This window comes from Amycolatopsis sp. NBC_01307 (assembly GCF_035975215.1).
Lineage (GTDB): Bacteria > Actinomycetota > Actinomycetes > Mycobacteriales > Pseudonocardiaceae > Amycolatopsis.
On the sequence record NZ_CP108403.1, the window covers coordinates 2,734,988 to 2,755,368 of the forward strand.

Sequence of the window (20,381 nt, forward strand, 5' to 3'; positions counted from 1 at the left end):
ATCATTCTGGCTGGCGTGGCTGGGGAATGTGACAACGTTGCCGCATCGTGTCCCAGAAGATCACCGGACCAAGTGGACGGTCTTCGCGGCCGGGACGAACCTCGCGCTCTGGCCGCGGGTGAGGGTGACGCTGTCCGTCTCGAGGCCGTCGCCGAACGCGACCAGGCGGTCCGACTCGACCTCGATCGTCAGCGGCGCCGACGTCAGCTCGCCTTCGGTGTGCGACGTCCCGGTCGTCGGCGACGGCCACGCCTCGCGCACGAACCAGACCAGCCGCGCCTCGCCGGGCGCGGGCAGGCGCAGCGGGCTGCGGCGTTCCTGCCACACCGAGCCGCACCAGCCCGTCGCGCCGGTGCCCGTCCCGACCAGGATCCCCGACGACGCCTGGCGTTCCGTCGGCCTGCCACCGACCCCCAGCCGGTAGCGGGCCGTCTGGTGCCCGGCGTGGCCGAGGTAGATCTCGTTGAGCGCCAGCAGTCGCTGGCCGTCGTCCGCGGTGAACTCGGCCATCGTCCGGTGCTCGACGTTCCCGGTGGCGCGCACCAGGTCCGCGACCGCCGCGGCCGGGTGCCGCACCAGCACCCCGGGCGCGCCCGGCGCGATCCCGACGACCGGCTGGCCGTCGAGGTACTTGGCGACGTTGGCGACCAGCCCGTCCTGACCGACCACGACGACGACGTCCTCCGGGGTGAACAGGAACCGCGAGAGGTCGCCGCGTTCGACCTCGCCGCGGCGCCAGTCGAGCGGGATCGCCGCCGACGCCGTGGACAGAGCCGTGCGTACTGCGGCGTCCGCCTCCGTCACCTCGGCCAGGTCACGCCCGCGCGTGCGCAGGAAGAACTCGGCCTGGCCGCGGGTGCCGTGCCGGGCGAGCAGCTCGTCGAGCTCGGTGCGCCGGTGCACCAGCACCACGCGCGGGGCGAGGCTCACGACCGCACGCCGAGCTTGGTCAGCAGCGGCGTGAGCAGGTCCGGCGTGAGCACCAGGCTGTCGATCTTCGGCAGGTTCCCGGCCAGCTCCTTGAGCGCCAGCCCGGTGAGCACGCCTTCGGGCAGGTCGCGGTACGCCGCGAGCCGGGCCGCCTCGCCGGCCGCCGCGGCCTCGCCGAGCGCGCGCTGGCCGTCGGCCTTCACCTGCGTCAGCCGCTCTTCCCGCGACGCCTGCGCCTCGGTGTCGATCCGGTTCGCCTGCGCGGCCTCCTCGGCCTGACGCCGGGCGTTCGCGCCGCGCTGGGCGAGCAGCTGCTCCTCGCGGCGGGCCAGCTCGATCTGGCTCTGCAGCTCGTTCTCGCTGATCGCCCGCTCGCGTTCGACGGCCAGCGCGCGCCGCTCGAACGTCGCCCGGTCGGCTTCCTGTTGCACCTTCTCCCGCGCGGTCGTCTGTAGGGCCTTCTCGACCTCCGGCTCGGCGCGGATGGAGACGACGCGGACGTCGAGGACCGCCGAGCCGGTCTGCGAGAGGCGTGTGTCCTCGTCGGCGAGCGCGGCGCGGATCCGGTCGCGGACCGCGCCGACGCCGTCGACGAGCGCGGTGGCCAGGGGAGTGCGGGTGAGCACCTCGACCGCGTACTGCTGGACGTTCTCGGTGAGCAGCCCGCTGATCTGGGCCAGCGGGTCGCTTCTCCAGCGCCCGGTGTCGGGGTCGATCGAGAAGTCGATCCGCTGCGCGGCCAGCGCCGGGTCCACGATCCGGAAGGTCAGCGCGAGCTGCACGGTGACGTCCTGGAAGTCGGCCGTGCGGGCGTGGAACAGCAGCGGCAGCTCGCGGTCGTCGACCGGGACCTCCGAGACGACCGCCGTGAGCGGCCGGTACCAGAACGACAGCCCGAGCCCGTCGTGCGCGAGCTTGCCGCGGCGGTAGTGGCGGATGTGCACGGTCGGGGCGCCGCGCAGGTGCCGGAACCCGAACCGGCGGTTGATGTCGGCCATGAGGACCTCCTCTTATCGTCGGCCTGACGATATGGGGTGGACGGTCTAATCGTCAAGCTGACGATTACCGGCTAGGGTGGTGGCATGGGTCACCCACCGTTCGCCGTTACCGCCGACCTCGTCGTGCTCACCCTGACCGGGGACGAGCTGTGCGCCCTCCTGGTCCGCAGGGGAGTGGCGCCGTTCCTCGGCGGCTGGGCGCTGCCCGGCGGCTTCGTCCGCGCGGACGAGGACCTCGAGGAAGCGGCCCGCCGCGAACTGGCGGAGGAGACGGGCTTGGCGCCGGGCACCGTCCACATCGAACAGCTCGCCGGCTACGGCGCCCCGGACCGCGACCCGCGGATGCGCGTCGTCACGGTGGCCTACCTGGCGCTGGCCCCGGACCTCCCGACCCCGCGCGCGGGCACCGACGCGGCGGACGCGCGCTGGGCCCCGGTCCGCTCCCTGGCGGGCGAAAGCCTGGCGTTCGACCACGACCGGATCCTCGCCGACGGCCTGGAGCGCGCCCGCGCGAAGCTGGAGTACTCACCGCTGGCGACGGCGTTCTGCCCGCCGGAGTTCACGGTCGCGGAGCTGCGCCGGGTGTACGAGCTGGTCTGGGACACCCGCCTCGACCCCCGCAACTTCCACCGCAAGGTGACGGGCGCGGACGGCCTCCTGGAGCCGACGGGCCGGACGACCACCCGCGACGGCGGCCGCCCGGCCCAGCTGTACCGGCGGGGCAAGGCGGAGCTGCTCTACCCACCGATGCTGCGCGGTTGACGCTCAGCCTTCTGGTCCGGCTACGCCGCCCGCGCGGGCACGAGCCGGCGGGCCGCGGACACCAGCGGCATCAGGCGCGTGCCGAGGTTGCGGGCCACCAGACCCCGGCGCGTAGCCGGGATCAGCATGGCCGCGGCCGCCGAGACGTTGCGCTGCTTGGGTTCCACCAGCTTGCGGTGTTCGGCTTCGTACCGCCGGAACGCCGCCGCCGGGTCGCCCGGCGTCCGGCCCAGCTCCTGAGCCAGGGTGTACGCGCCCGCCATCGCCAGTGTCGAGCCGTCGCCGAAGAGGGAGACGCACGAGGCCGCGTCGCCCGCCAGGACGATCCGGCCCGCCGCCCAGCTGTCCATCCGGACACGGCTCACCGAGTCGAAGTACAGGTCGTCCGCGTCGCGCACCTGCGCCAGCAGCTCGGGGACGCGCCAGCCCGTGCCCGCGTACGCCTCGGCGAGCATTTCCTTGTGCAGCGCGGTGTTCCGGTAGTCGAAGCCCGGCACCTCGGCGCCGCGGAACATGAACGCCGCGATCGCGTGGCCGCGCGACGGGTGGACGGCGACCGCGCGGCCCGGCGAGTTGTACATGACCAGTTCCGTGCGGTCGGCCGGCGGCTCGGCCAGCGGCAGCGTCGCGATGTAGACGCCCATGTGCTCGACGAACGCGTGCTCCGGCCCGAACGCCAGCCGCCGCACGCCCGAGTGCAGGCCGTCGGCGCCGATCACCAGGTCGAACCGCCGCGGGGCACCCCGCTCGAAGGTGACGTCGACGCCGCCGTCGTCCTGGTGCAGCTCGGTGATCGAGTCGTGGAAGACGAACTCGGCGCGGTCGGCGGCCGTCTCATAAAGGATGGCCGCGAGGTCCGTGCGCGACAGCTCGACGTCGTCGCCGCTGCCCAGCACACTCATGGCCACCCGGCCGGTGCGCCGGCCCGCGTCGTCGACGAACTTCAACGCCGTGACGTCGGTGCTCGCTTCGCGCAGCTTCCCGGTGAGGCCCATCTCGGCCGCGACGTGGGTGGCGGGGCCGCGGACGTCGACCGGGCTGCCGCTCGACCGCAGCCCCTTGGCGCGTTCGACGACGGTCGGCCGGTAGCCCGCGCGGGCCAGCCAGTAGGCCAGTGTCGGCCCGGCGATGCCGGCGCCGGAGATCAATACCGTCTGCTCGTTCATGGTGGTACCCCCTGGATGATGTTCCTGACCATCGGTCAGTCCCGAAGGTACGCCACTGTCCGACGGTCAGGCAAGCGGCTAGGCTCGGGGGATGACGGAGGCCGACACCCGCGCCCGTATCCTGCGCGCCGCACTGGAGGAGTTCTCGGAGCGCGGCTACCACGCGACCTCGGTGCGTGAGCTGGCCGAACGCGTCGGCGTGACCAAGACCGCGGTGCTCTACCACTTCCCCGGCAAGGCCGACATCGTGACGGCGCTGGCCGAGCCGCTGCTCGACGACCTCGAAGCGACGATGGGGAAGGCCGAGGCCGCCGCCGACCCGCGCGCCGCGGCGATCGAGGGGGTTCTCGACGTGTGGCTGAGCCACCGGTACCTGCTGCGGATGAACCTGCGCGACCTCGGCCTGACGGCGTCGAAAGCGGTGTTCGAGCGCTTCCGCGACGGCATGCTGAAGGCGAACGTGCTGGTCGCGGGCCCGGCCGCGGACCTGGCGGCGCGGGTCCGCGCGGCACAGGCGATCGCGATGCTCAGCGACCCGGTGGTCCTGTTCGCCGACGCCCCGACCGACGAGCTGCGAGCCACGATCCTCGACGGCGTCGCCCGGCTGTTCGGCACGCCGGCGGCTGCTCGCGGCCGCCGGGGGCGACCGAGCGTGATGAGCCCCGAGACGGTGGAGGCGGCCCACCGCCTCTACGACGCCGGCCACTCGGCAGCCGACATCGCGACGGCGCTGGGCGTCTCCCGCGCGACGATCTACCGGCACCTGCCGGACGCGGAATAGTGAGACGACTTATGAGACTTATTGAGACGGCGCCGTGGCCGGGTCCACCGCGACCTCGATGGCCGGCAGCGCCGTGAGCTGCTCCGGCGTCATCCGCTCGGCGGCCGTGAAGACCTTCTGCTGCTGTTCCTTGATCCGCTCGTCGACCAGCCGGCTCAGCTCGAAGGCCAGCCGGCCGGTCTGGCGGACCGTGACGTCGTCCACCAGCGGCCGGACGGCCGACGTGATGACGATGCCCGCGGCCTGGCCGGACTCGGATTGTGAGACGCCGACCGAGTAGTCCTCACGCGGGTTGGTCGCGCCGTCGATCGCGAAGTCGCGGATCCGGCCGAGCAGCTCGTGCCACTCGGCGACCTCCCCCGGCACCTCGGTGGCCTTGACGTCCTCAACGGTCAGGCCCATGCCGCGGTCGCCGGTGTGGAAGCAGCGCGCGTACGAGTTCAGCGCGGACACCCACAGCGACTCGATCAGCACGGCGTCCAGCCGGCCCGGAGGCCGTTCCAGCTCGGCGACGAGACGTTCGCAGCACTTGAGCACGAACTGCAGGTCGTCGAAGATCCCGACGAGGTCGGCCAGGCCCAAGGCGCCGGGCGTCGCCAGCAACCGGGCGGTGGAAGGGGCGGTCGTGGGCTGGGTCATCCGGGCACGCTCCTGACGGTCTGAGCCTCCACCACACCGCATCCGGCGCGCCCCGGCGGTCTCAATTTGCGACACCGAACCCGAGCGTGAACTCCGTCTTCCGCACCTGAAGCCGATACCGCGGCAGCACCCCCGGCCCGCAGGACGCCGACCCCAGGCCGTGCTGGGCGACGTCCAGCGTGAGGTGCACCAGGTCGCCGGCCACCAGATCGGACGTGTGCCGTGCGGCTTCGAGCGCGGCCGACGTCCAGCGGCGGGCCGTGAAGTCGAACGCCGGATCGCCGTCGACGCGGATTCCGGTGCCTTCCGCGTCGGTCAGCCGCAGCCAGCGGACGTCGACGCGGTTGCCGTTCTCCTGCGGGAAGACGTACGGCGTCTGCAGGTCGTCGACGCCGCGGGAGAACCGCCCGATCCGCGCCGCCTGGCGGCTGTCCGGGTACGCCTCGCCGGGGCCGCCGCCGAACCACTCGGCCGAGCCGAACGCGCCCGGGACGGCCATCGTCAGGCCGAGCCGGGGGAGCGTGCCCGCCAGACCGTCGGGCGTGATCTCGACGCGCAGCCGCAGCCGATCGCCGAGCGCCGTCCACGTGTAGTCCGTGAGCAGCCCGGACGCCTGCGCCGGCGGCGCCACCCGGGTCCGCACGACCAGGTCGTCGCCGTCGGCGTCGACGGCGATCACCCGGTGCTGCAGCCGGTGCAGTCCCGCCTCCCACCACTCCGAAGCCGACTCGGCGCGGTCGTTGTCCGTGGTCGCCCGCCAGACGTCCAGCCGCGGCCCCCGCACCGGATGGCCGCCGAGCGCGATCAGCCGGCCGGTCACCGGGTCGAACTCGCCGACGCCCAGCCGCAGCCGCCCGCCGGTGCGGAACACCGGGCCGCGACCCACCGGCCACACCACAGCGGGCGCGGGCGACACCGGCAGCTGACCCCAGCCGACGACGTGTCCGGCCGGAGCCCACGAAGCACCCGACGTCAGCGACGCCGAAACCGTCAGCCAGGATTCACCGCCGGTCGCGGGCAACCGAGGGAGGGGCACCAGCGCGCTTTGTCCGGATTGGACGGTCGGAACGTCGAGAATGCCTTCCTCGACCGGGATTCCCTCGGACTCCAAGACCCAGGTGAACGTGAGGTGCGCGGTGCTCACGAAGTCGTAGTAGTTCGACACCCGGATCCCGCCGGGAGCGGCCTCGATCCGGACCGGCTCGATGATCTTGGCGAACTCCACCAGCCCCGGCGACGGCGTCCGGTCCGGGAAGACGAGCCCGTCGATGACGAAGTTGCCGTCGTGGATCGCTTCGCCGAAGTCGCCGCCGTAGGCGAAGTGGTCGCCGACGAGCAACCCGTGGTCGAGCCACTCCCAGACGAACCCGCCCTGGCAGTTCGGGTACCGCTCGAACAGCTCCCGGTACTCCAGCAGCCCGCCCGGGCCGTTGCCCATCGCGTGACCGTATTCGCAGAGCAGGAACGGCAGGTCACGCCGCCGCGGGTCGACGTCCTCGCGAAGCCCGATCGACTCGACCTCGGCGTGGGTCGCGTACATCCGGCTGTGGACGTCCACATAGGAGCAGTCGTGGTCGCCTTCGTAGTGCACCGGCCGGGTCGGGTCACGGTGGCGCGTCCACTCGGCCATCCGCTCGAGGTTCGGCCCGGTGTGGCTCTCGTTGCCGAGCGACCAGAGGATCACGCTCGGCCGGTTCTTGTCCCGCTCGACCGTGCGCCGCATCCGGTCGAGGTAGGCGTCTTCCCACGCCGGGTCGGCGCTCGGGTTGCGCTCCCACTCCAGCGGCTCGAAGCCGTGCGTCTCCAGGTCGCACTCGTCGATCACCCAGAGGCCGTACTCGTCGCACAGCTCGAGGAACGCCGGATCCGGCGGGTAGTGGCTGGTCCGGACGGCGTTGACGTTGTGCCGCTTCATGAGCAGGACGTCGGCCAGGGCGACGTCGCGGGGCACGGCCCGGCCGGTGCGCGGGTGGTGCTCGTGCCGGTTCACGCCGCGCAGCAGCAGCCGGCGGCCGTTGACCTTCAGCAGGCCGTCGTCGATCGCCACGGTCCGGAACCCGATCCGCACCGGCACCCGTTCGGCCGACGTCGACAGCGAGCCGTCGTACAGCCGCGGCGACTCCGCGCTCCACGGCTCGACCGGCAGCTCCAGCGGTAACCCGGCCGGGTGAGCCGACACCCCCAACTCGGGGATAGCGAGCAGCGCGTCGGCCTCGATCTCGACGCGGACCGTGCCGAGGCCGGTCGTGTGGTCGTAATCCGCGCGGAGCCAGTAGTCGCCGATCCCGCCGACCGGCCGGGCGAGCAGCGTGACGTCGCGGAAGATCCCCGACAGCCACCACATGTCCTGGTCTTCGAGGTAACTGCCGGCCGACCACTGGTGCACGCGCACGGCCAGGACGTTGTCCCGCGGCCGCAGCAGCGGCCCGACCTCGAACTCCGCGGGCAGCCGGCTGCCCTTCGTGACGCCGAGCTCGACGCCGTTGAGCCAGATCCGCGCGCACGAGTCGATCCCGTCGAAGCGCAGCATCGCGGGCCCGGCGGGCCACGACGCGGGCAGGTCGAACCGCCGCCGGTGGTCGCCGGTCGGGTTGGCCGACGGCACGTGCGGCGGGTCGACCGGGAACGGGTACCGCACGTTCGTGTAGGCGGGCTTGCCGTACCCGTGGAGCTGCCACATCGACGGCACCGGGAGTTCGTCCCACGCCGAGTCGTCGAAGTCGTCGCGCTCGACGCCGGCCGGCGCGGCGGCGACGGCGGAGAAGAGCCGGAACCGCCAGGTGCCGCTCAGCGACAGCGCCGGCGCGTCGGAGGTGAAGGCCGCGCGCGGCGGCACCGAGCCGTGGCCGGGGCCCGGGTCTTCGACGTACGACATGACGTCCCTTCAGCCCTTCATGGCGCCGGCCGTGCGGGCGACGTCGTGGATCCCCACCTGCCGACGTCCGAGTATGCCCGCCGGAATGCGGGAAGGCCTCCTCGGCGGCTCGGGATTGCCGTCGAGGAGGCCTTCGCTCACCCGGCTGTTATTCGGCCGGGACGCGTTCGCGGCGTTTCGAGATGACCCGCCAGCCGACCGCGAGCACGATCGCCAGCACCGGGATCGAGTAGAACGCGATTTTCTCGGCGCCGTCGGAGAAGCCCATCAGCACCACCACCAGGGCGAGGAACGCCAGCGTCGCCCAGCCGGAGTACGGCGCCCATGGCATCCGGTACGAGGGCCGCTCCAGCTCGCCGCGCAGCGCCGCCTGGCGCAGCCGCATCTGGCAGAAGATCAGCGTCGCCCACGTCGTGATCACGCCCAGTGACGCGATCGCGATGGCGATGTCGAACGCCTCCTTCGGCACCAGGTAGTTCAGCACCACGCCGAGCAGGTAGGCGATCGAGGTGAACATGATGCCGCCGTAGGGGACCTGCCGGCGGTTCATCCGGCCGACGAACGCCGGCGCCTCGCCCTTGTCGGCCAGCGAGCGCAGGATCCGGCCGGTCGAGTAGAGCCCGGAGTTGACGCTGGAGAGCGCCGCGGTCAGCACGACGGCGTTCATCACGTCGCCGATGCCCGGGATGCCGAGGCGGCTGAACACCGTCACGAACGGGCTCTCGTCGCCGTTGTAGAACGGCCAGGGCAGCAGCATCGCCAGCATCAGCACCGAACCGACGTAGAACACGCCGATCCGCCAGACCACGCCGTTGATCGCCTTGGGCAGGACCTGGCGCGGATTCTTCGTTTCGCCGGCCGCGATGCCGACGACCTCGATGGCCGAGTAGGCGAAGATGACCGCCTGCAGCGTCATCAGGGCGACGCCGATGCCGGCCGGGAAGAATCCACTGTGGTCGGTCAGGTTGTGCACGCCCGCCGGGGTACCGCCGATGTCGGCGCTGGTGAACACCAGCCCGAGCGCGGTGATCAGGAAGACGACGATGGCCAGCACCTTGACCACCGAGAACCAGAACTCCAGCTCACCGAACAGCTTCACCGAGACCAGGTTCACGGCCAGCAGGACGCCGAGGGCGACCAGGGCGGTGATCCACTGGGGCACGTCCGGCAGCCACTTGTGGACGTAGATCGCGACCGCGGTGATCTCCGCGATGCCGGTCATCGCCCAGTTCACCCAGTACATCCAGCCGGAGGCGAAGCCGGCCCACGGCCCGATGAACTTCCGGGCGTAGGTGACGAAACTGCCGGAGCTCGGCTCGTGCAGCACGAGCTCGCCGAGCGCGCGCATCACGAAGTAGGCGGCCACCCCGCAGATCGCGTAGGAGAGGACCAGCGACGGACCGACCTGGTGGAGCTTGCCGCCGGCGCCGAGGAAGAGCCCGACACCGATCGCGCCGCCGATGGCGATCATCTGCACTTGGCGGTTGCCGAGCGCTTTCGAGTAGCTTTCACCTTTTTCGGTGAGCAGCGAGGAATCCATGGTTGCCAGACGCTAGAGGCGTTAGCCGCAAGTGACCAAGCACACTAAGGAAGACTTAAGGTGTGCGAGAGATCACCTCGATGGTTTCCCGCGTGTTTCCCGTTTCGATTTGACAAGATCACCTTCGACCCCGAATCCTCGCGCGTCCCGCCCGCCTCTACGCTACGGCCGTGGATCTCGCGGCGCTGCTGGACCGGATCGCGGACGACGTCGCACCCGAGGTCGGCCGCGGCGCCGTCGCGGACTACATCCCCGCCCTGGCCCGGGTCCGGCCGGGGTTCGGCATCGCGGTGGCCGATGTGGACGGTGCCGTGCACGGCGCCGGCGACTGGCTGCGGCCGTTCTCCGTGCAGAGCATGTCGAAGGTCTTCACCCTCGCCCTGGTGCTGGCCCGCGGCGACGACGTCTGGACGCGCGTGGGCCGCGAACCGTCCGGAGACCCGTTCAACTCCCTGGTGCAGCTGGAACACGAGGACGGCATCCCGCGCAACCCGTTCATCAACGCGGGTGCGCTGGTGGTGACCGACGAGCTCACCTGCCACGGCGACGCCGTGGGCGCGCTGCTCGGTTTCCTGCGCGCGGAAAGCGGTCGCGCGGACATCGACGTCGACGCCGAGGTGGCCGCGTCCGAGGCCGGCCACGCCGACCGCAACCGCGCGCTCGCGTACTTCATGGCCTCCTACGGCAACATGCGCAACCCGGTACCGTCCGTTTTGGACCAGTACGTCCGCCAGTGCTCGATCGCGATGTCCTGCCGCGACGTCGCCCGCTCGGCGCTGTTCCTCGCCCGCCACGGCATCCGCAACGACGGCACCCGCCTGCTCGGGCTCAGCTCGGCGAAGCGCATCAACGCCGTGATGCTGACGTGCGGCACCTACGACGCCGCGGGCGAGTTCGCCTACCGCGTCGGCCTCCCGGGCAAGAGCGGCGTCGGCGGCGGCATCGTGGCGATCGTCCCGGGCCGCTGCGCGGTCTGCGTCTGGAGCCCGGGTCTGGACGCCCGCGGCAACTCGGTGGCGGGCGTCGCGGCCCTCGACCGCTTCACGACGCTGACCGGCTGGTCGGTCTTCTAACGCAGGTAGTTGTAGACGCTCGCCCGCGAGATGCTCAGCAACTCGGTCAACGCCGGCACCGCGTTCTTCAGCTCCAGGAACCCGCGCGCCTTCAGCAACCGAACGAGGTCCTTCTTCCCGGCCGCCGGGAGGGTGCGCGGGGTGTGGCCGCGGTCGGCCGCGTAGTCCTCGACCAGCGCGCGCAGCTCGTCGGCCGTGCGGGCCCGCAGGGTCTCGGTCAAGGGTGCCGGGTCGTCGGTGCGGGTGAGGCGGGTCAGGGCGTGGGCGGCCGAGCCGAGCACGGAGACGTCCAGGTTGAGGCACAGGGCCGCGACGTACTCGCCGGCCGCGTTGCGGAGGCCGATCGACGTGCTCTTGGCCGGGCGGCCGTCGGGGAAGCGGTTCGGGTAGTTCTGCAGCACGTCCGGGAACGCGGGGTCGGCGATCCGGGCCAGGCCCAGCTCGGTCGCCGGGTCGCCGACGGCGCGCCCGGACAGGCCGCCTTCGATCGCGCGCACCGCGTGCGCCGGGTCGCGCAGGTCGTGCAGCACGACCTCGCACAGCCCGGGGAACATCCGGCCGACGGCGTGCGCGATCTTCTCCGCCTCGCGCAGCAGCAGCTCGTCCTCGGTCATCCGAGCAGCTCCCGCAGCTTGTCCGGCGCCTTCAGCCCGGATCCGGTGAGCACGACGACGGTGGTCTCGCCCGGCCGGATCGCGCCGCGTTCACGGAACACGTCGATCGCCGCGGCGGCGCTCGCGCTGGTCGGCTCGGCGTAGAGGCCGAGGGACGCGAGGCGCCGGGCGGCCGCGGCGATGGCGTCTTCCTCGATCGCGGCCGTGTCGCCGCCCGAGCGCCGGATCGCCGCGACGACCTCGGGGAGCCGGATGGGGTGCCGGATCGCGGTGCCTTCGGCGACGGTCGGGGCGAACGGCGGTGGCTGCCGGTCGTGGAACGCGGCGTCGATCGGGGAGCAGTTGCGGGGCTGCGCGACGAGCAGACGCGGCCGTCGCGCGATCGAACCGGCGGCCAGCAGCTCGCCGAACCCGAGGTCGAGGCCCAGCACGATGCTGCCGGCGTCGGCGACCGTGACGACCGCGTCCGGCGCGCGGAACCCCAGGTCCTCCCACAGTTCGTAGGCGAGGGTCTTGGTGCCTTGCAGGAAGAACGGGTGCCAGTTGTGGCTGGCGTAGGTCGTCGACGCCGAGCGCCGGACCGCCTCGGCGGCGGTGTCGTCGCGGGTGCCGGGCACGAGCTCGACGGTCGCGCCGTACGCGCGGGTCTGCAGGACCTTGGCGGCGGACGTCCCCTCGGGGGCCAGGACGGTCGCGGCGATCCCGGCGGCGGCGCTGTAGGCCGCGACCGACGAGCCGCCGTTGCCCGAGCTGTCCTCCAGCAGTTCCGTGACGCCGGCGCCGGCCAGCGCCGCGACCATCACGCTGGATCCGCGGTCCTTGAAGCTGCCGGTCGGGCTGAACCACTCGAGCTTGAACCGGACCTCGGCCTCGCCCCACGGCTGCCGGACCAGGGGAGTGCAGCCCTCGCCGAGCGAGAGCGGACGCAGGTCGCCGGGCAGGGCGGCGCGGTAGCGCCAGAGCGACCGGACGCCGGTGTCGACGTCGCCGGGCGTCAGGCCGGGCCGTGGCGCGACGGTGAGCGGGGCGCCGTCGTCACCCCGCCAGCGCCGCGGGTCGCCCGGGTAGCGCGTCCCGGATCGCTCGTCGGCGTACCAGTACTCCACGACCACCTCCACGTTGGACAGTTGGTCCAAGAGTAGACGTCGTGTCTACGGTTACCGACAAGTACGCGAAATGTTTTCAGCTTCTTCTCAGGAAAGATCCGTAACGCGCGTGGCGGAGATTTCGATCTCGGCCGCGCGGGGACCGGTATCCGGGGGTACCGATGGTGTCCGGGCGAATACCCGCAGTCGCCTGCGCGGGCGGGTGCGCCCTGGTGTCCGGGCGCGGGGACTCGGCTCTTCCGGGTCGTGTGAACACGGGGAATCCGGGAGTGTAGCGAATCCACAGTGGACTCGCGGGGGTGTGGCGAGCCCGGTCCGGTCTTTTACGATTATTCTTACGGGGCGTCCGCAAAATTGCCGGGTGAATAGTCCCCACGTGATCTGCGGCACGGTTCCGGGTTAATGCCGTGACGGCTTCGGCGCGTGGCCGATTTTACCGTCACGACACTTCGCGTTGGCTCCCGGGAAACAGTGGACCCGCCGGACGGAGTGGTCCGGTGTGGCCAGTCCCGCTGCGTCCACCGGGTGAGATGGCTTGCCCCGTATGGAGGTGTGGGACACGTGTACCACGAGGTATGACTATTGACCGCCGTACAAGGCAATCCCGCGTCCGATCCCGTCCCGTGGTACGTGACGGCCGCGTTAAATTCTTGCGTCTCCAGCCTGGTCGCTCCCGAATTTTCTGCACAACCACCACGAATTCGTGGTGGGTTGTTGACGGAACGGGATGAACGCGCTTAAGTACTCCCCGTTACCCCATCACCCCCTTTCGTGCGTAGCGGGAGTTCCCATGCGTGTCTCGAAAGACGTTCGCGAACCGGCTGTGCCGGTCGTCGCCGTCTCGCCGCTCGCGTGGCCTTCCGCGCGGGGCGTCGCGGCCGCCGCGCGCGGTGGCGGGCTCGGCGTGCTCGACCTCACCGGCCCGGGCGGCACCGCTTCGGAAGAGCTCGCCCTCCTGGCGGAATGGGGGATCCCGGCCTTCGGGATCCGGCTCACGCGCCTGGCCGCGGGCACGGAGCTGCCCGAAGCCGCCGGCACCGTCCTGCTGACCGAGGACTCGCCGTGCACCGCGCGCGACTTCCCGGGACGACGGGTGCTGGCCGAGGTCACGAGCCGCGCGTCGGCCGCGCGGGCGGTCGACGGCGGCGCCCACGGCTTGATCGCCCGCGGTCACGAGTGCGGCGGCCGGACGGGTGAGCTGAGCACTTTCGTGTTGCTCCAGGCCTTGCTGGCCGACAAGACCGTCCCGGTCTGGGCGGCGGGCGGGATCGGCCCGCACACCGCGGCCGCCGCCATCGCGGGCGGCGCGGCCGGCGTCGTCGTCGACACCCAGCTCGCGCTCCTGCCGGAGGCGGAACTGCCGTCCGCTCTCACCACCGCCGTCACCGGCCTCGACGGCTCCGAGACCGCGGTCGTCGACGGCGTCCGCGTGCTGTCCCGCCGCGGGACAGCCGTGACGTCGATCGAGGCCGGCCAGGACGTCTTCCTCGCCACCCGCTTCCGCGACCGCTGGGGCACGGTGACCGCGGCCGTGCGCGGCCTCGGCGACGCGATCGGCGACGCGCTGCGCGCGGACGTCACCGTGCTCGGCCCGGGCACCGCCGGCAGCCGCGCGTTCGGCACCACCCAGCCGGTCGCGCAGGGCCCGATGACCCGGGTGAGCGACCAGGCCGCCTTCGCCGCCGAGGTCGCCGCGGGCGGGGCACTGCCGTTCATCGCGCTCGCGCTGTCCGGCCCGGAGCAGACCCGCGAAGTCCTGGAACGCACGCGCGAAGCCGTCGGCGGCGCGCCGTGGGGCGTCGGCGTGCTCGGCTTCGCCGCCGACGACGTCAAAACCGCGCAGCTCGAGGTGATCCGCGAGCTGCGACCCACCCACGCGATCATCGCCGGCGGCCGCCCGGCCCAGGCCGCGGCCCTGGAAGACGCCGGCATCGCCACCTTCCTGCACGTGCCCTCACCCGGCCTGCTGAAGCAGTTCCTCGATGCCGGCGCGCGCAAGTTCGTCTTCGAAGGCTCGGAGTGCGGTGGCCACGTCGGCCCGCGCACCAGCTTCCCGCTCTGGGAGGCCCAGCTCGGCGTCCTCGGCGACTTCCTCGCCAGCACCCCGGACGCCGCCGCGGAGCTGCAGATCCTGTTCGCGGGCGGCATCCACGACGAACGCTCGGCCGCGATGGTCGCCGCCCTCGCCGCGCCGGTCGCCGCCCGCGGCGCCGCCATCGGCGTCCTCATGGGCACCGCCTACCTCTTCACCCACGAAGCCGTCGACGCCGGCGCGGTGCTCCCGCTCTTCCAGCGGCAGCTGCTCGAAGCCCGGCACACCGACCTGCTCGAAACCGCGCCCGGCCACGCCACCCGCTGCGTCCGCAGCCCGTTCACCGAGGAGTACGCCGCGCTCAAGGCGGACCTCGCCGAGCAGGGCGTGCCCAGCCGCGACGCGTGGGAGCAGCTGGAGACGCTCAACGTCGGCCGCCTCCGCCTGGCCAGCAAGGGCATCGAGCGCGTCGGCGCCGACCTGCGGCCGGTCGGCGAAGACCGGCAGCTCACCGAAGGCATGTTCATGGCGGGCGAGGTCGCCGTGCTGCGCTCGGCCGTCACCACGATCGCCGAGCTGCACACCGCGGTCGGCGAAGGCGCGAACGCCTTCCTGCGCGCGCGGGCCGCCGCGGCCGGCGTCACGACGCCGGAGCCGCCCGCGCCGGAACCCCTGGACATCGCGATCGTCGGGATGGCCTGCATGTTCCCGCAGGCCCCGGACCTGGCGTCGTTCTGGGCGAACGTCCTGGCCGGCGCGGACGCCGTCACCGAGGTCCCGCCGCAGCGCTGGGACACCACCCTCTACTTCGATCCCGAGGGCCAAGGCGAGAAGACGCCGTCACGCTGGGGCGGGTTCCTGCCCGAGATCGGGTTCGACCCGCTGCGCTACGGCATCCCGCCGTCGTCGCTGGCCAGCATCGAGCCGGTCCAGCTGCTGGCGCTCGAAGCCGCGCACCGGGCGCTCGCCGACGCGGGTTACGGCGAGCGCGCCTTCGACCGGACGCGGACGTCCGTCGTGTTCGGCGCCGAGGCGGGCAGCGACCTGTCCAACGCGATGAGCTTGCGGACCGTTTTGCCGTCCTACGTGGGCGAGCTGCCGCCCGGGCTCGACGAGCGGCTGCCGAAGATCACCGAGGACTCGTTCCCCGGCGTGCTCGCCAACGTCATCGCCGGCCGGATCGCCAACCGGCTCGACCTCGGCGGCGCGAACTACACCGTCGACGCGGCCTGCGCGTCCTCGCTCACCGCCGTCGACGTCGCCTGCAAGGAACTGACCGCCGGCACCAGCGACCTCGTCCTGTGCGGCGGTGCGGACCTGCACAACGGCATCAACGACTACCTGCTCTTCGCCTCCGCGCACGCCCTTTCGCCGACCGGGCGCTCGGCCACGTTCGACAGCGCGGCCGACGGCATCGCGCTCGGCGAAGGCGTCGGCTGCGTCGCGCTGAAGCGCCTCGCCGACGCCGAACGCGACGGCGACCGCGTGTACGCCGTGATCAAGGGCGTCGGCGCGGCGTCCGACGGGCGCGCGCTCGGGCTGACGGCGCCCCGGCCGGAGGGCCAGCACACCGCGCTGACCCGCGCCTACCGCAACGCCGGCGTCTCACCCGCGCAGGTCGGGCTCGTCGAGGCGCACGGCACCGGCACCGTCGTCGGCGACCGGACCGAACTGAGCACGCTGACCAAGGTCTTCACCGAGGCCGGGGCCGCGCCGGGTGGCTGCACGATCGGCTCGGTGAAGTCCCAGATCGGCCACACCAAGTGCGCCGCCGGCCTCGCCGGGCTGATCAAGACGGCGATGGCGCTGCACACCGGCGTCAAACCGCCGACCCTGCACGTGACCGCGCCGAACCCGGCGTGGGACGCCGCGACCAGCCCGTTCGTGTTCCAGTCGGCGCCGCAGCCGTGGAGCGCGCCGCCCGCCGAGCGGATCGCCGGGGTCAGCGCGTTCGGCTTCGGGGGCACCAACTTCCACGTCGTGCTCGGCGCGCACGACGGCGTCCCGCCCGCCCAGGTCGGCGACGAGTGGCCGGCCGAGCTGTTCACCTTCGCGACGGACGCGGCGGCGCGGGACCTGCTGGCGCTGGCCGAGGACGTCCCGGCGGGCAAGCAGCCGTGGCGCCTGCGGGACCTCGCACTGAGCGCGTCACGCCGGTCCGAGGCGGCCGGTCGGGTCCGGCTCGCCGTCGTCGCGTCCACAGTGGACGAACTGACCGCGTTGCTGCGTCAAGCTTTGTCCGGCGCCGACGCGCCGGGTGTGTACCGCGTCGGGGACTTCGAGCCGGGTGAGGTCGCGGTGCTGTTCCCCGGCCAGGGGAGCCAGCGGCCGGGGATGTTCGCCGAGCTGTTCGTCACGTTCCCCGAGCTGCAGCGCTACCTGCGGCTCGACCCGGCCACCGCCGCGACGGTGTTCGGCCCGGCCGTGTTCGGCGAACCGGCGCGGCACGCCTTTGCCGACCGGGTGACCGACACCCGCGTCGCCCAGCCCGCGCTCGGCCTCGCCGGGCTGGCCGCGTTCCGGCTGCTGACCCGCGCCGGCGTCCGGCCCGCGATGGCCGGCGGCCACAGTTACGGCGAGCTGATCGCCCTGGCCGCGGCCGGCGCCCTCACACCGGAAGCGCTGCTGCACGCCAGCCACGCCCGGGCCGAAGCGATCCTCGACGCGATCCCGGCGTCGGACCCGGGCGCGATGGCCGCGGTTTCGGCGTCCGCCGCCGCCGTCGGCGAGGTCATCGCCGACCTGGGCACTGTGGTCCTGGCGAACCACAACTCGCCGACGCAGACGGTGATTTCCGGGCCGACCGCCGACATCGAGACGGCGGTCGGGCTGCTGCGGGCCGCCGGGCTCGGCGCGAAACGGCTCACGGTCGCGTGCGCGTTCCACAGCCCGCTGGTCGCGGCCGCGGGGGAGACGTTCGGCCGGGCCCTAGGCGCGATCGGCGTCGTGCGTCCCACCATCCCGGTGTACGGCAACCGCACTGCGGCGCCCTACCCGGACGATGTCCGCGGCGAACTGGCCGCCCAGATCGGTTCGCCGGTCCGGTTCGTCGAGCAGATCGAAGCGATGTACGCCGCGGGCGCCCGGGTGTTCGTCGAGGCGGGTCCTGGCGCGGTGCTGGCGAAGCAGGTCGCGGCGATCCTCGGTGACCGTCCACACCGGACGGTCGGGTTCGAGCAGCCGGGCCGCCGCGGCGTGCCGGGGTTCCTCAGCGCGCTCGCGCAGCTGGCGGTCTCCGGCGTGCCGATCGAGACGGGCTGGCTGTTCCGCGGCCGCGACGCCGTCGACGCGGCGTCCGTCCCACGCCCGAAGCGTCCGGGATGGACGGTGGACGGCCACCTGCTCCGCACCGCGGACGGCACGATCCCGGCGGGCGCCCTCCGGCCCGCGGAACGCCTCCCGCAGGTCCTGGCCCCGGCCGCCACCCCGGTGGCGGCGGGCACATCGGACGCGATGGTGGCGGACTTCCTGCGCACGAGCCGCGAGATGATCGCGGCCCAGCGCGACGTACTGCTGGGCTACTTCGGCACCGACATCCCGGCGGCCGTCGCCCCGATCGTCGTCACACCGGTGGTCGAGGTGTTGCCGGTTGCGGTCCCGGCGCCCGTGCGGTCCGTTTTGGACACGGTGATCGAGGTGATCGGGGAGCGGACGGGGTATCCGGTGGACATGATCGAGCCGGATCTCGATCTGGAAGCCGATCTGAGCGTGGATTCGATCAAGCGGGCGGAGATCGCGGGTGAGCTGGCGACCCGGCTGGGCCTCGACGCGGGTGAGGACATTGAGACGTTCGCGAAGGCCCGGACCGCGGCGTCGATCGCCGAGTTGATCGGGGCCGGGGCTCCGCAGCCCGCGGTGCCGGTCGTTGTCGTGGCCGCGCAGTCTGTTTTGGACACCGTCATCGAGGTGATCGGGGAGCGGACCGGGTATCCGGTGGACATGATCGAGCCTGATCTCGATCTGGAAGCCGACTTGAGTGTGGACTCGATCAAGCGCGCCGAGATCGCAGGCGAGCTGGCGACCCGGCTGGGCCTCGATGCCGGTGAGGACATTGAGACGTTCGCGAAGGCCCGGACCGCGGCGTCGATCGCCGAGTTGATCGGGGCTGGGGTGCCGCAGCCTGTCGCGCCGGTCGTTGTTGTGGCTGAGCGGTCTGTTTTGGACACCGTCATCGACGTGATCGCCGACCGGACCGGTTATCCCGGGGACATGATCGAGCCCGACCTCGATCTCGAAGCCGACCTGAGCATCGACTCCATCAAGCGCGCCGAGATCGCCGGAGAACTGGCCACGCGCCTCGGCCTCGACCCGGACGGTGACGTCGAGGAACTCGCCAAGGCCCGCACCGCCGCCGCGATCGCCGCGCTCGTGGGCGGGGCGGCCGAGCCGAAGCCGGTCCTGGTCGGTGGCGCAGCCGAGCCGAGCGCCGGGCCACAGCCCGCCACCCCGGCCGGGCCGCAGCCGGTGATCGTGGCGCCGAAGCGCCTGGTCATGGCCGAATTCGATCTCGCGCCCGCCGCCACTCCCGACGTCGGCGGACGGACGTTCCTGGTGCTCGGCACCGGCCCGCTGGCCGAGGCTGTCCGGATTCGGCTGACCGACCTGGGCGCCACGGCCGAGATCGCCGACGCCGTCCGCCCGGGCTTCGACGGTGTCATCGACCTGCCCGACGCCGACGCCGGGCTGGTGCTGCCCGCCGCCTTCCCCCGCTACCGTGACGCCCTCGCGGGGAACCCCACCTGGCTGCTGACCGCCGGTCCCGGCGAAGGGCTCCGCGGCTTCTACCGCAGCGTCTCGCGCGAATACCCGGACACGATCGCCCGGGTTGTCGAGCAGCCGCTGGGCACGGATGTCGCCGACCAGGCGGAAAAGATCGTCGAAGAATTGTCCACTGTGGATCGCGAGCCCGTCGTGCTCCGGGACGGTGAGAAGCGCAGTGGGCTCCGGATGACCGAACAGGGCCTCGGTCTGCTCGGCAGCAGCGGTGCGGGTCCGGCGGGCGACGGCACCGCCGAAGCGGCCGCGGCCGGGCTGGACCGCGAGTCGGTCGTGCTGCTCGTCGGCGGGGCCAAGGGCATCACCGCCCGGTTCGCCGCGACGCTCGCCGCCGCGTCCCGCTGCCGGCTCGAACTGGTCGGCCGGACACCCGTGCCGTCCACCGAGGACGAATACCCGCAGGCGACGGACGCCAGGGAACTGCGGGCCGCCCTGATCGCGAGCGGCCTGAAGAACCCGGCCGAGATCGAACGCGAAGTGCGCCGCATCCTCGGCGAACGCGAGGTCCGGGGGACGCTGGAACGGCTCGAAGCGCTCGGCAGCCCGGTGCGCTACCAGTCCGTCGACATGCTCGACGCCGAGGCCGTGCACCGCGCGGTCAAGGAGATCCACGCCGAGCACGGCCGCCTCGACGGCATCGTCTACGCGGCCGGCGTCATCGAGGACAAGCTCGTCGCCGAGAAGACGCCCGAGTCGTTCGCCCGCGTCTACGGGACCAAAGTGGACGGGGCCAAAACCCTCCTCGAAGCGACGGCGGACCTGCCCGACGAGCCGAAGTTCGTCGTCCTCTTCGGCAGCATCGCCGCGGCGCTCGGCAACCGCGGCCAGTCGGACTACGCCGCCGCCAACGACGCCCTGGAATCCCTCGGCCGCCGCTGGCCGGCCGGCCGCGCGGTGACCGTCCACTGGGGACCGTGGGCGCCGACCGGCACCAACGACGGCATGGTCACCCCCGAGCTGATGCGGGAGTACGCCCGCCGCGGCATCGAGCTGATCGACCCGGAGGAAGGCACCCTCGGCCTGCTGCGCGAACTCGCCTGGGGCCGCCCGGAGACCGCCGCCGTCGTCCACACCGCCTCGGGCTGGTGA

Annotated in this window: 12 protein-coding genes; 4 read left to right on the forward strand and 8 right to left on the reverse strand. The window is 72.5% G+C overall.

Features of this window, described 5'->3' with window-relative positions; genetic code table 11:
- Positions 1 to 60: 60 nt before the first annotated feature.
- Positions 61 to 930 carry a hypothetical protein gene (locus tag OG439_RS12070; RefSeq protein WP_326949478.1) on the reverse strand — a complete coding sequence of 290 codons (870 nt, stop codon included), beginning with the start codon at positions 928 to 930 and terminating at the stop codon, positions 61 to 63.
- On the reverse strand, positions 927 to 1,928 hold the full coding sequence (locus tag OG439_RS12075) for an SPFH domain-containing protein (protein WP_326949479.1): 1,002 nt from the start codon (positions 1,926 to 1,928) through the stop codon (positions 927 to 929). Before OG439_RS12075 ends, OG439_RS12070 begins: the two co-directional genes overlap by 4 nt.
- 84 nt (positions 1,929 to 2,012) lie before the next feature.
- On the opposite strand from OG439_RS12075, the gene OG439_RS12080 reads away from it, so the two are divergent.
- Positions 2,013 to 2,690, forward strand: a complete 678-nt coding sequence (locus OG439_RS12080) for an NUDIX hydrolase (protein WP_247051633.1) — start codon at positions 2,013 to 2,015, stop codon at positions 2,688 to 2,690.
- A gap of 20 nt (positions 2,691 to 2,710) precedes the next feature.
- Here OG439_RS12080 and OG439_RS12085 read toward each other — a convergent pair whose 3' ends face one another.
- Entirely contained in the window at positions 2,711 to 3,856 is a 1,146-nt protein-coding gene (locus tag OG439_RS12085; protein ID WP_326949480.1) for an FAD-dependent monooxygenase, read from the reverse strand.
- A 91-nt stretch (positions 3,857 to 3,947) separates the two neighbouring features.
- Here OG439_RS12085 and OG439_RS12090 point away from each other — a divergent pair, with 91 nt between their 5' ends.
- The gene (locus OG439_RS12090; RefSeq protein WP_326949481.1) at positions 3,948 to 4,637 is read left to right on the forward strand and encodes a TetR family transcriptional regulator; all 690 of its coding nucleotides are present in this window, start codon (positions 3,948 to 3,950) and stop codon (positions 4,635 to 4,637) included.
- 18 nt (positions 4,638 to 4,655) lie between these two features.
- On the opposite strand, the gene OG439_RS12095 is transcribed toward OG439_RS12090, so the two are convergent.
- The 3 genes from OG439_RS12095 to OG439_RS12105 form a co-directional block, all read right to left on the reverse strand.
- Complete coding sequence (locus OG439_RS12095) at positions 4,656 to 5,276, reverse strand: hypothetical protein (protein WP_326949482.1); 621 nt, start codon at positions 5,274 to 5,276, stop codon at positions 4,656 to 4,658.
- Positions 5,277 to 5,337: 61 nt separating this feature from the next.
- Positions 5,338 to 8,151 (reverse strand): glycoside hydrolase family 2 TIM barrel-domain containing protein, encoded by a 2,814-nt coding sequence (locus OG439_RS12100; protein WP_326949483.1) that lies wholly within the window; start codon positions 8,149 to 8,151, stop codon positions 5,338 to 5,340.
- Positions 8,152 to 8,299: 148 nt separating this feature from the next.
- Positions 8,300 to 9,691 (reverse strand): amino acid permease, encoded by a 1,392-nt coding sequence (locus OG439_RS12105; protein WP_326949484.1) that lies wholly within the window; start codon positions 9,689 to 9,691, stop codon positions 8,300 to 8,302.
- Positions 9,692 to 9,861: 170 nt separating this feature from the next.
- Here OG439_RS12105 and OG439_RS12110 point away from each other — a divergent pair, with 170 nt between their 5' ends.
- Positions 9,862 to 10,764: a glutaminase gene (locus OG439_RS12110; RefSeq protein ID WP_326949485.1), complete on the forward strand. Its 903-nt coding sequence runs from the start codon at positions 9,862 to 9,864 to the stop codon at positions 10,762 to 10,764.
- On the opposite strand, the gene OG439_RS12115 is transcribed toward OG439_RS12110, so the two are convergent.
- Both OG439_RS12115 and OG439_RS12120 read right to left on the reverse strand, forming a co-directional pair.
- Positions 10,761 to 11,378 carry a helix-turn-helix transcriptional regulator gene (locus tag OG439_RS12115; RefSeq protein WP_326949486.1) on the reverse strand — a complete coding sequence of 206 codons (618 nt, stop codon included), beginning with the start codon at positions 11,376 to 11,378 and terminating at the stop codon, positions 10,761 to 10,763. The genes OG439_RS12110 and OG439_RS12115 overlap by 4 nt on opposite strands.
- On the reverse strand, positions 11,375 to 12,496 hold the full coding sequence (locus OG439_RS12120) for a threonine synthase (protein ID WP_326949487.1): 1,122 nt from the start codon (positions 12,494 to 12,496) through the stop codon (positions 11,375 to 11,377). The genes OG439_RS12115 and OG439_RS12120 overlap by 4 nt, the downstream gene beginning before the upstream one ends.
- Positions 12,497 to 13,274: 778 nt before the next feature.
- Between OG439_RS12120 and OG439_RS12125 the strand changes: the two genes are divergently transcribed.
- The gene (locus OG439_RS12125) at positions 13,275 to 20,381 is read left to right on the forward strand and encodes an SDR family oxidoreductase (RefSeq protein WP_326949488.1); all 7,107 of its coding nucleotides are present in this window, start codon (positions 13,275 to 13,277) and stop codon (positions 20,379 to 20,381) included.